Raw genomic sequence first — 11,342 nt, 5'->3', positions numbered from 1 at the left:
ACCACACCTACCCAGGTTCTCGAAGGATCAACAAGCCGTATCGGCTTGACCCTTTGTGAGGTGATATGCCGCCCGGCGATCGAGGAGAAGAGGGATCAAGTTCCGGACAGGCTGCCGCAAGGGCACGTACACACCGTCGCCGTCCGCGCGGGACCGGACGCCGTGCAGGGCCAGCCGGTCCCTCACCCGGGCGTACCGGGCCGCGTCCAGCCGGTAGCCGCACGGCGGGTCCGCGAGGATCTCGGCGGGATCGGCCGGGTCGTTGTCGGCGCCGCCGAGATACACGGGCCCCCGGTCGGCGAGGCCGGTCAGGCGGGAGAGGGCGGTGGCCGTCCGGATCCGGTCGCGCTGCTCGTCGGTGAAGTAGAGGAGGCCGCGGAGCGCGGTCCGCTGGGAGTGCACGCGGCGCCGGTGGTTGAGCGCCGGGTCCGCCTTCTCCGCGGCGCTCAGCGCGTCGGCCCGGGACTCGACGAGCAGGCCGACAGCGTGCTTGAGACCGGAGGCGTTGCGCAGGATGCGTTCCTGGCCGTCGCCGGCGACCTGTTCGCCCGGTTCCCCGGTGGCCGGGTCGGTCCAGACGCCGTAGTGGCCGCTGCTGTAGCCGCCCGCCGTCGCGGCGCGGCGGACATAGCGCTCGGAGAGAACGCGTGAGACGCCGTGTACACGGTCGTCGACGTTGAGGTTCCGGGGCCACAGGGTGAACAGGTCCTTGTCGTAGTACGGCGGAGTCGCCCCGTACTCGTGCAGGTCGTAGATCACCTGCGGCCGTTCGTCGCGCACGACGGCGGCGACGGCGCGCGCCTCGGCGGTCTCCAGGGCGATGTGGTCGCGGTTGACGTCGATCCCGTCGGCGTTGGCGCGGGTTCCGGCGGCACGGCCGTCGGGATTGGCCGTGGGCAGTACCAGCAGGGTGGTGCGGGCCAGGAAGGCGCGGGTCGCACGGTCTTCGGCGAACGCCAGGTCGCGGACGGCGGTCAGACATGCCTCGCGTCCGGCGGGTTCGTCCCCGTGCTGACTGCAGATCAGCAGGACGGAGGTGGCGCCGGGGCGCTCGTGGCCGACGCGTACGAGCCGGAGGGGGCGGCCCTGCCCGGTGGTGCCGACGCGGTCCACCGTGACCCGGTCGCTCCCCCGGGCCACCGCGGCGAGGAAGGACCGCTCCTCCGCCTCGCCGGTCCAGCGGGCTCCCTCGCTTCGCTCGAACCCGGTGCGCGGCGGGCGGTGCGCGGCCTCCGCGGGGGCGATGGCGAACGGGAGGGCCAGCGCGGCGAGCGTCGCCGCCACCGCTGTGCCGCGCATCGCCCTCGCTCCACGGTGCCGGGCCCCGGACTCCGGCCGGGCACGGCCCGCGACCGGCGCCAGCCAGGGATGCGGGCTGAGCAGGTGGAGCACGCGAGCGACGCGAGGGGTCATCAGCGGGCTGCCTCCCGGGTCCGGTGGGGCGGACACCGTGGTGCCCGTCGACCTGTCGGCCATGTGCGGCGGACGTTACCCCGGTCAACTCCTGTGCAACAGGGGGCGGTCGGTGCCGGTTGCGATAAGAAACCGGCGGTGTGCGGGAGGAATGCCCCACGCGCCGGAGCAGTACGGCCGCGCCGCTCCCCGGCGGTCCCACGCCCTCGGCCCCGCGAGCGTCCTCGCCGGGGCCGGGCAGCCGCGGGACGACCGGCCGGCGGGCTCAGCCGTGCCGGACGCCCCCGGGCCTTCGTGCGGCCCGCACGGTGGCGCGGGCCGCCCGTGCCCGGGGCAGGTAGCGCAGCCGCTCCGGGAGTGCGGGAACGACCACGCGCAGGACCGCGCACATCCGGCGCAGCCGCTTCTCCTGGCCGGCGCTCCACGGCAGCCCGATGGCGGCACGGGCGTCGGGCGGCATGAGCCCGATGGTGACGAAGCGCCGGAAGCGGGCCAGCGGCGGCAGCAGCACCGGCCATACGGCCCGCAGCAGCGTACGGAGCGGCCACGGCCCCCGGTCCGGCGGCGGTACGGGCAGGTCGGTGGCGACCAGTTCACGGACGACGGCGGTCGCCTCGATCTCCTCGGCGAGCATCCGGTGGTAGTAGGGCCAGAACTCCTCGATGGTCCCCGGCATGTCCCGGTCGTGGATGCCCAGGACCCGGCCGACCTGGAGCCACTCGCGGTACAGGGCGCGCTCCTGGGCGGGGCTCATGGGCCGGATCAGATAGCGGGCCGCGTGCCGGTAGACGGGGAAGCCGGTGGCGTGCACCCAGGCGTAGTTCGCCGGCGCCAGGGCGTGGTAGCGGCGGCCCCGGGTGTCGGTGCCCTGGATGGTGCGGTGCAGGCGGCGCAGCCTGCGGCCCTCCTCGGCGGCCTCCGCGCCGCCGTAGACCCAGAGCTGGAGCGAGCGCAGCGAGCGTTCGCCGCGCCCCCACGGGTCCGTACGGAAGACGGAGTGCTCGTCGACGCCCGCCCCGACGGCCGGGTGCGCGACCTGGAGGGTGAGCGCGGCGGGCAGCATCAGCAGGGCGCGGATGTCTCCGGACAGGCTCCAGAGCACCCCGCCCGGCGCGGGCGGCTCGGGGTCGCGGCCGGGGTCCGGCGCCGGCTCGCCGGCACGGCCGGGCGGGCGCTGCCGCGTGCCGTCCGCAGGGCGCTCCTTCGCGGCGTCCTCCGCGCTGCTCATCCGATGCTCCCGCGCTTCCGGCGGGCCTGCCGTGCGCTGCCCGTCCCCTTCCCTCCATGGTCTCTCGCGTGTGGACGGGCGGTGGGGGCGGGGCCGGGGTCCGCCGGTGACGCCGCTCAGCGGACACCCCGCTGGCCGATCATGTCGGCCACCCGGAGGCGGGGTCCCACCGGCACGAACTGCGTCGCGCCCAGGGCGAAGTCGTTGTTCGCGCGTTCCCGGCGCCGGCGCCGGTAGGCGGCCTCGGGCTCCGGCCAGCGGCGGGAGAGGGCCGGCACGAAGCCGTCGCCCCAGCCGCCCAGGTCGTTGCGGACATGGACGATCAGCTTGGCGCCCTCGCCCTGCGGGGCGGTGGCGTCCCCCCGTACACAGACGATCTCCGACATGGCCCCACCGTGCGGTCCGCCACTGACACCGGGCCCGGGGTGGACGGCGCAGCCCCGGTGGCGGACACTTTCACAGCGATGGTGAGACACCAGCACTGTCCGACACGGGACGCGACGGCGGGGAGCAGAGATGGCGACGGGTACCGACGAGCCGACGCTGACGGTGGACGAGCTGGCGGCGCGCGCCGGGGTCACCGTGCGCACCGTGCGGTTCTACAGCACCCGGGGTCTGCTGCCGCCCCCGGTCATCGGGCCCCGCCGGGTCGGGCACTACGGTCCGGACCACCTCTCCCGGCTGGCGCTGATCGAGGAGCTCCAGCGGCAGGGCATGACGCTGGCCGCGATCGAACGCTATCTGGAACAGTTGCCGCCCGACCTGAGCGCCCACGACCTGGCGATCCACCGGGCCCTCGTCGCGTCCTGGGCTCCGGACGGGGCCGAGGACCTCTCCCGGGCCGAGCTTGAGCGGCGGGCCGGGCGGGCGCTGTCGGAGGCGGATGTCGAGCGGCTGGCCGCGATGGGGGTGCTGGTGCGGCCGGAGGACCCCGGTGGGGAGCACCGGGTGGATCCGGGGCTGCTGCGGCTCGGGGTGGAGCTGCTGGACGTGCCGATCGCGCACGAGACGATCCTGGCGGCGCGGACCGTTCTGCTGGAACACACCCGCTCGGCCGCGCAGGAGATGACCCGGCTGTTCCGGGACGAGGTGTGGAATCCCTACCGGGAGCGCGAGGGCGATCCGGAGCATGTGGCGGCGATGAAGTCGCTGTCCGCCGATATGCAGCCGATCGTGGTGCAGGCCCTGGTGACGGCGTTCCAGCGGTCGCTGAAGGAGGAGCTGCGGGCCGCGTTCACCGCCGAGTGACGGTGAACGCGGCGCACGGGAGCGTCAGTCGTGGAAGGTCTCGCCCTTCTCCGCCTTCTCCACCAGCAGCGCGGGCGGCAGGAAGCGGTCGCCGTAGCGCTCGGCGAGTTCCCGGGCGCGGGCCACGAAGCCGGGCAGGCCGCCCTCGTACCCGTTGATGTACTGGAGGACGCCGCCGGTCCACGGCGGGAAGCCGATGCCCATGATGGAGCCGATGTTCGCGTCGGCGACGGAGATGAGGACGTTCTCCTCCAGGCAGCGGACGCTGTCCAGGGCCTCGGAGAAGAGCATCCGCTCCTTCATGTCCTCGAAGGGCACGTCGGCGTCGGGCTTCGTGAAGTGCTCGCGCAGCCCGGGCCACAGGCGGGCCCGCTTGCCGTCCTCGTCGTAGTCGTAGAAGCCCGCGCCGCCGCTGCGTCCAGGGCGGCCGAACTCGTCGACCATGCGGTCGATGACCTCGTCGGAGGGGTGGCCGGGCCAGGCGCCGCCGGCCTCCTGAACCGCGCGCTTCGTCTCGTCGCGGATCCTGCGCGGCAGCGTCAGGGTCAGCTCGTCCATCAGGGAGAGCACCTTGGCCGGGTAGCCGGACTGGGCGGCGGCCTGCTCGATGGAAGCGGGCTCGACCCCCTCGCCGACCATGGCGACGCCCTCGTTGATGAACTGGCCGATGACGCGCGAGGTGAAGAAGCCGCGCGAGTCGTTGACGACGATCGGCGTCTTCTTGATGCGGCGCACCAGGTCGAAGGCGCGGGCGAGCGCCTCGTCGCCGGTCCGTTCGCCCTTGATGATCTCGACGAGCGGCATCTTGTCGACGGGTGAGAAGAAGTGCAGCCCGATGAAGTCGACGGGGCGCGAGACGCCTTCGGCCAGGACCGTGATCGGGAGGGTGGAGGTGTTGGAGCAGAGCAGCGCGTCCGGCTCGATGACGTCCTGGATCTCCTGGAACACCTTGTGCTTGAGGGCGGTGTCCTCGAAGACGGCCTCGATCACCGCGTCGCAGCCCGCCAGATCGGCCGCCTCGCCGGTGGGGGTGATCCGGGCCAGCAGTTCGTCGCGCTTCGCCTCGGTCGTGCGGCCCCGGGAGAGGGCCTTGGCGAGCAGCTTCTCGCTGTACGCCTTGCCCTTGGCGGCCGCCTCGGCGGAGACGTCCTTGAGGACGACCTCGATCCCGGCCTTGGCGCAGGAGTAGGCGATGCCGGCGCCCATCATCCCGGCACCGAGGACCGCGACCTTGCGGACGGGGCGTTCGGGGACGCCCTTGGGCCGGTTGGCGCCGGAGTTGACGGCCTGGAGGTCGAAGAAGAACGCCTGGATCATGTTCTTGGAGACCTGGCCGGTGACCAGCTCGGTGAAGTACCGGGCCTCGATGGTCAGGGCGGTCTCGAAGTCGACCTGGGAGCCCTCGACGGCCGCCGCGAGGATGTTGCGCGGCGCGGGCATCGGCGCGCCCCCGAGCTGCTTCCTCAGGTTGGCCGGGAAGGCGGGCAGGTTGGCGGCGAAGCGCGGGCTGGAGGGGGTGCCGCCGGGGATCTTGTAGCCCTTGACGTCCCAGGGCTGCTGGGACTCGGGGTGGGCGTCGATGAAGGCGCGGGCCTTGTCGATCATCTCCTCGCGGGTGGCGGCGACTTCGTGGACGAGGCCGTTCTCCAGGGCGCGCGACGGGGTGTACTGGGTGCCCTGGAGGAGCACCTTGAGCAGGGCGTCGGCGATGCCCATGAGGCGTACGGTCCGGGTGACGCCTCCGCCGGCCGGGAGCAGGCCGAGGGTGACCTCCGGCAGGCCGATGCGGGAGCCGGGCGCGTCGAGGGCGACGCGGTGGTGGGAGGCGAGCGCGATCTCGTAACCGCCGCCGAGGGCCGCGCCGTTGATGGCGGCGACGACGGGCTTGCCGAGGGTCTCGATGCGGCGCAGCGAGTGTTTGATCGCGTTGCCGGCGTCGAAGGCGTCCCGGGCGTTCCCGGGGCCGACCTTGATCATGTCCTTGAGGTCGCCGCCCGCGAAGAAGGTCTTCTTGGCGGAGGTGTAGATGATGCCGCGGATCGAGTCCTTCTCGGCCTCGGCGCGGTCCGCGACGGCCGCGATGGAGTCCTTGAACGCCTGGTTCATCGTGTTGGCCGACTGGTCGGGGTCGTCGAGGACGAGGGTGACGACGCCGGTCTCGTCCTGTTCCCAGCGGATGGTCGTGCTCTCGGTCATGTCGGTGTCTTCTCCGTAGGCAGAGGTGGCCGGGGCGGGACGGTCAGATGCGTTCGACGACGGTGGCGACGCCCATGCCGCCGCCGACGCAGAGGGTGACCAGGCCGAACCGCTGGTCGCGGCGCTCCAGTTCGTCGATGACCGTGCCCAGGATCATCGCGCCGGTCGCGCCGAGGGGGTGGCCGAGCGCGATGGCGCCGCCGTTGACGTTGACCTTGTCCAGGGAGATCCCCATGTCCTTGACGAAGCGCAGGACGACTCCGGCGAAGGCTTCGTTGATCTCGACCAGGTCGATGTCGTCGATGGTGAGTCCGGCCTTGGCGAGCGCCTTGCGGGTGGCGGGCGCGGGGCCGGTGAGCATGATGGTGGGCTCGGAGCCGGAGACGGCGGCGGAGACGATGCGGGCGCGAGGGGTGAGGCCGTAGCGCTCGCCGACCTCCTTCGAGCCGATGGCGACGAGGGCCGCGCCGTCCACGATGCCGGAGGAGTTGCCCGCGTGGTGGACGTGGTCGATCCTCTCGACCCAGTGGTACTTCTGGAGCGCCACCGCGTCGAAGCCGCCCATCTCGCCGATGCCCGCGAAGGAGGGCTTGAGCGCGGCGAGGGAGTCGGCGGTGGTGCCGGGGCGGGGGTGCTCGTCGTGGTCGAGGACGAGGAGGCCGTTGCGGTCCTTGACCGGGACGACCGAGCGGGCGAAGCGGCCTTCCTTCCAGGCCGCGGCGGCGCGTTCCTGGGAGAGGGCGGCGTACTCGTCGACGTCGCGGCGGCTGAAGCCCTCGATGGTGGCGATGAGGTCGGCGCCGATGCCCTGCGGGGCGAAGCCGGTCTCGAAGCTGGTCATCGGGTCCATCGCCCAGGCGCCGCCGTCGGAGCCCATCGGCACCCGGGACATCGACTCGACGCCGCCGGCCAGGACGAGGTCCTCCCAGCCCGACCGGACCTTGGCGGCGGCCAGGTTGACCGCCTCCAGGCCGGAGGCACAGAAGCGGTTCTCCTGGACCCCGGCGACGGAGTCGGGCAGGCCCGCCGCGATGGCGGCGATGCGGGCGATGTCGGAGCCCTGGTCGCCGAGGGGGCTGACCACGCCGAGGACGATGTCGTCGATGGCGGCCGGGTCGAGGTCCGGGAAGCGGCCCCGCATTTCGTGGATGAGGCCGACGACCAGGTCGATCGGCTTGGTGCCGTGCAGGGCGCCGTTGGCCTTGCCGCGGCCGCGGGGGGTGCGGATCGCGTCGTAGACGAATGCTTCGGTACTCAAGACAGCTGCCTTTCGAGGGTGGTTGTCGGCCCGGTACGGGGGCTCAGGCGAGCAGCGAGCGGCCGATGATCTCCTTCATGATCTCGGTCGTGCCGCCGTAGATGGTCTGGATGCGGCCGTCGGTGAACGCCTTGGCGACCTTGTACTCGTTCATGTAGCCGTAGCCTCCGTGGAGCTGGAGGCAGCGGTCGGCGACGCGCTTTTGCAGTTCGGTGGCCCACCACTTGGCCATGGAGGCGTGGACGGCGTCCAGGACGCCGTCGGAGTGGTCAACGATGCACCGGTCGAGGAAGGCTCGGGTGACGGCGCATTCGGTGGCCATCTCGGCGATCTCGAAGCGGATGTGCTGGAGCTTGGAGAGGGGGCGTCCGAATGCCTCCCGCTCCTTGACGTACCGGGTGGTGATCTCCAGCAGGTGTTCGGCGGCGGCGATTCCGGCGACCGCTATGCCCATGCGCTCCTGGGCCAGATTGGTCATGAGGTGGATGAACGCGCCGTCGAGTTCGCCGAGGAGGTTCTCCTTGGGGACGCGGACGTCGTTGAAGAACAGCTCGGCGGTGTCCTGGGACTTCTGGCCGATCTTGTCGAGGTTGCGGCCGCGCTCGAAGCCCTCCGCCCCGCGTTCGACGACGATCAGCGACAGGCCCTTGGCCCCGCCCCCGGGAGTGGTCTTCGCGACGACGACGACCAGATCGGCGAGGATGCCGTTGGAGATGAAGGTCTTGGAGCCGTTGAGCAGCCAGTGGTCGCCCTTGTCCTCGGCGGTGGTGCGGATGCCCTGGAGGTCGGAGCCCGCGCCCGGCTCGGTCATCGCAATCGCGGTGATGGTCTCGCCGGAGCAGAAGCCGGGGAGCCAGCGCCGCTTCTGCTCGTCGGTGGACAGACCGGTGAGGTAGGGGCCGATGATGTCGTTGTGCAGGCCGATCGCGAGTCCGGGGGCCCCGGCCCGGGTGAACTCCTCGGCGAGGACGGCGCTGTAGCGGAAGTCGTCGCTGCCGCCGCCTCCGTACTCCTCCGGGACGGCGAGGCCCAGCAGCCCGGCGCGCCCGGCGGCGAGCCATGCCTCGCGCGCGACGATGCCGTCCTGCTCCCACTGCTCGTAGTACGGAAGGACCTCCTTGGCCAGGAAGGCCCGGACGGTCTCGCGGAACGCTTCGTGCTCCTCGGTGAAGATCTGCCGCTGCACGGGGTCTCCTAGGGGGTGTCGGATGAGTCGCGCCGGAGCCCCGGTACGTCCCAGTCGGCGGCGACGGCGGCCGTGTCGGCGCCGGGCAGCGCGGGCCCGCCGCGCACGGAGACGGGGGTGGCCGAGAAGCGCGGGGCGGGGGCGGGCTGGGTGAGGCCGCCGTGCTCGACGAAGGTGGAGCGGGCGGCGAGGTGCGGGTGGTGCGGCGCCTCGCGGAGCGAGAGCACGGGGGCCACGCAGGCGTCGGTGCCGTCGAACACCTCGGTCCACTCGGCGCGCGTACGGGTCAGGAAGCGCTCGGTGACGGCGGCGCGCAGCTCGTCCCAGCGGGCGAGGTCCCAGCGGTCGGGGAAGGCGTCCGCGATGCCGAGGAGGGCGACGAACTCCGCGTAGAACTGGGGCTCCAGCGGGCCGACCGCCATGTGGCCGCCGTCGGACGTGGCGTAGGCGCCGTAGAACGGACAGCCGCCGTCCAGCAGGTTCGCGCCGCGCCGGTCCTGCCAGCTCCCGGCGGCCAGCATGCCGTGGATCATCGTGGCGAGGTGGGCGGCGCCGTCCACGATGGCGGCGTCGACGACCTGGCCCTCGCCGTGGGCGCGGGCGTGCTGGAGGGCGGCGAGGACGCCGACGACGAGGTAGAGCGAGCCGCCCGCGTAGTCACCGACCAGGTTGGCGGGGACGGTGGGCGGTTCGTCGGGCTTGCCGATCATGGACAGGGTGCCGGCGAGGGCGATGTAGGAGAGGTCGTGCCCGGCGCGGTCGGCGAGCGGCCCGTCCTGGCCCCAGCCGGTCATCCGGCCGTAGACGAGGGCCGGGTTGCGGGCGAGGCAGGCGTCGGGCCCGACGCCGAGGCGTTCGGCGACGCCGGGGCGGTAGCCCTCGACGAGGATGTCGGCGCGCTGGACGAGGTCCAGGACGCGGGCGGGCCCCTCGTCGCTCTTGAGGTCCAGAAGAACGGAGCGCTTGTTGCGGTTGGTGAGGTCGTACGCGGGGTCGATGCCCAGTCCGGCGCCGCCGGGCCGGTCGACGCGTACGACGTCGGCCCCGAGGTCCGCCAGCAGCATCGCGGCGAACGGTCCGGGGCCGATGCCCGCCAGTTCGACGACCCGGACACCGGTCAGCGGACCGTGGCCGGGCGTTGGACCATGCGCCATCTGTGAGCCCCCAAGTATGTGACACAACCGATGTAACATCAGTGATGCTAAGAAGGTGTCCGGCTCCGCACAACCCCTTGGGCCGAGCAAGCGCTTAGTTCTTCGCTCCGATCCTCTCGCATCCGCCCCGCCCGGCCGCACGCCCCCACCGCGCCCTCCGCTACCCTCTGCCTGCCACGTCGGCACCGGCTCCCAGCGGAGGTACTCGTGAACAGGCAGAACGACGCGACACGCCCCTGGGACCTCGTCCTCTTCGGCGCCACCGGCTTCGTGGGAGCGCTCACGGCCGAGTACCTGGCGGCCCACGCACCCGCCGGCCTCCGCTGGGCGGTGGCCGGACGCAACCGGGCCAAGCTGGAGAAACTGCGGGAGGGGCTCACCGCGATCACACCGCACTGCGCGGAACTGCCGCTGCTGGAGACCGACGCGGACGATCCCGGGGCGCTGGCCCCACTCGCCGCCTCCGCCCGGGTGGTGGCCACGACGGTGGGGCCGTACACCCGGTACGGCGACAAGCTCGTCGCCGCGTGCGCCGAGGCCGGGACGGACTACGCCGACCTCACCGGGGAGGCGGAGTTCATCGACCGGACGTACCTGGAGCACGACGCACGGGCCCGCGAGACGGGGGCGCGCCTCGTGCACGCCTGCGGCTTCGACTCCGTGCCGCACGACCTGGGGGCGTACTTCACCGTCAAGCAGCTGCCCGCCGATGTGCCGCTGGCCGTCGACGGCTTCGTCCGCACCGACGCGACCCTCTCCGGCGGTACGTTGGCCTCGGCGCTGACCGCGATGGGCCGGGGTCGGCAGATGCTGGCCGCCGCACGGGAACGCCGGCTGCACGAGCCGCGCCTGGTCGGCCGGCGCGTCCGCGTCCCGGCCGGGCCCCCGCACTTCAGCGGTTCCACCGGCGCGTGGGCGCTGCCGCTGCCGACGGTGGACCCGACGATCGTGGGCCGCTCCGCACGAGCACTGGAGCGGTACGGCCCCGACTTCCGCTACCGGCACTTCGCCTCGGTCACGACCCTGCCGATGGCCCTCGGCGCTCCGGTGGCGGTCGGCGCGCTGGTGGCCGCCGCGCAGGTGGAGGGCGTACGGGAGTGGCTGATGAGGCGTTACGAGGCGGGGCGGGGGCCGGACGAGGCACGCCGCGCGCGGAGCTGGTTCACCGTCCGCTTCGTCGGCGAGGGAGGCGGGCGGCGGGTCTTCACCGAGGTGTCCGGAGGCGACCCGGGTTACGGCGAGACGGCGAAGATCCTCGCCGAGTCGGCGCTGTGCCTGGCCCTGGACGAGCTGCCGGAGACCTCCGGGCAGGTGACCACGGCGGTGGCCATGGGTGACGCGCTCCTGGAACGGCTGACTGCGGCCGGGCTGCGGTTCCGGGTGGCGGCGGTGCGGTAGCGCACCTCCGGGGCCGGGGCCCCGCGCCGGCCTGGCCGCGGTTGCGGCGATGAGCCTAGAGCGCCCAGTTCACCAGCGTGTAGAGCATCGCTCCCAGCCAGACGAGTCCGACGCCGCCGCCGAGGAGGGCGCCCAGCACCGCACGGCGCTGAGCGGGATCGAGGGGCGCTGTGCGGATGACTGTGCGAGAGGTGTTCATACGTTTCAGCCTGCCCAGCCGGGCAGATTTACGCCATCCGTACGCGTACTCAGTTGCAGGAC

Annotated in this window: 9 protein-coding genes and 1 pseudogene; 2 read left to right on the top strand and 8 right to left on the bottom strand. The window is 72.7% G+C overall.

Annotated elements, in window-relative coordinates; translation table 11 throughout:
* Nucleotides 1-27: 27 nt before the first annotated feature.
* The 3 genes and pseudogenes from ACIQMU_RS08410 to ACIQMU_RS08400 all read right to left on the bottom strand — a co-directional run.
* Complete coding sequence (locus ACIQMU_RS08410; protein ID WP_402688494.1) at nucleotides 28-1,413, bottom strand: M14 family zinc carboxypeptidase; 1,386 nt, start codon at nucleotides 1,411-1,413, stop codon at nucleotides 28-30.
* Nucleotides 1,414-1,678: 265 nt separating this feature from the next.
* Nucleotides 1,679-2,641, bottom strand: coding sequence for an oxygenase MpaB family protein (locus ACIQMU_RS08405; protein WP_402688493.1), 963 nt, complete (start codon nucleotides 2,639-2,641; stop codon nucleotides 1,679-1,681).
* 119 nt (nucleotides 2,642-2,760) lie between these two features.
* A pseudogene (locus ACIQMU_RS08400) lies at nucleotides 2,761-3,027 on the bottom strand (Appr-1-p processing protein); the annotation flags it as partial.
* Between the two features lie 130 nt (nucleotides 3,028-3,157).
* Between ACIQMU_RS08400 and ACIQMU_RS08395 the strand changes: the two are divergent.
* Nucleotides 3,158-3,889 (top strand): MerR family transcriptional regulator, encoded by a 732-nt coding sequence (locus ACIQMU_RS08395; RefSeq protein WP_352238828.1) that lies wholly within the window; start codon nucleotides 3,158-3,160, stop codon nucleotides 3,887-3,889.
* A 24-nt stretch (nucleotides 3,890-3,913) separates the two neighbouring features.
* On the opposite strand, the gene ACIQMU_RS08390 is transcribed toward ACIQMU_RS08395, so the two are convergent.
* The 4 genes from ACIQMU_RS08390 to ACIQMU_RS08375 are packed head-to-tail and all read right to left on the bottom strand — an operon-like array spanning nucleotide 3,914 to nucleotide 9,683.
* Nucleotides 3,914-6,085: a 3-hydroxyacyl-CoA dehydrogenase NAD-binding domain-containing protein gene (locus ACIQMU_RS08390; protein WP_352238829.1), complete on the bottom strand. Its 2,172-nt coding sequence runs from the start codon at nucleotides 6,083-6,085 to the stop codon at nucleotides 3,914-3,916.
* Nucleotides 6,086-6,128: 43 nt separating this feature from the next.
* Nucleotides 6,129-7,343: an acetyl-CoA C-acetyltransferase gene (locus ACIQMU_RS08385; RefSeq protein ID WP_352238830.1), complete on the bottom strand. Its 1,215-nt coding sequence runs from the start codon at nucleotides 7,341-7,343 to the stop codon at nucleotides 6,129-6,131.
* 43 nt (nucleotides 7,344-7,386) lie between these two features.
* On the bottom strand, nucleotides 7,387-8,529 hold the full coding sequence (locus ACIQMU_RS08380; RefSeq protein WP_352238831.1) for an acyl-CoA dehydrogenase family protein: 1,143 nt from the start codon (nucleotides 8,527-8,529) through the stop codon (nucleotides 7,387-7,389).
* Nucleotides 8,530-8,537: 8 nt separating this feature from the next.
* Nucleotides 8,538-9,683, bottom strand: a complete 1,146-nt coding sequence (locus tag ACIQMU_RS08375; RefSeq protein ID WP_402688492.1) for a CaiB/BaiF CoA transferase family protein — start codon at nucleotides 9,681-9,683, stop codon at nucleotides 8,538-8,540.
* Between the two features lie 207 nt (nucleotides 9,684-9,890).
* On the opposite strand from ACIQMU_RS08375, the gene ACIQMU_RS08370 reads away from it, so the two are divergent.
* Entirely contained in the window at nucleotides 9,891-11,081 is a 1,191-nt protein-coding gene (locus tag ACIQMU_RS08370; RefSeq protein WP_352238833.1) for a saccharopine dehydrogenase NADP-binding domain-containing protein, read from the top strand.
* 55 nt (nucleotides 11,082-11,136) lie between these two features.
* Here ACIQMU_RS08370 and mmpA read toward each other — a convergent pair whose 3' ends face one another.
* On the bottom strand, nucleotides 11,137-11,280 hold the full coding sequence (mmpA, locus tag ACIQMU_RS08365; RefSeq protein ID WP_352238834.1) for a morphogenic membrane protein MmpA: 144 nt from the start codon (nucleotides 11,278-11,280) through the stop codon (nucleotides 11,137-11,139).
* Between the last annotated feature and the right edge of the window lie 62 nt (nucleotides 11,281-11,342).

It is taken from the genome of Streptomyces sp. NPDC091649, from assembly GCF_044756785.1.
In the GTDB taxonomy this organism is placed as follows: Bacteria; Actinomycetota; Actinomycetes; order Streptomycetales; family Streptomycetaceae; genus Streptomyces.
The sequence above is the reverse complement of the archived record's forward strand: the minus strand, read 5'-3'. Positions and strand labels throughout refer to the sequence as shown.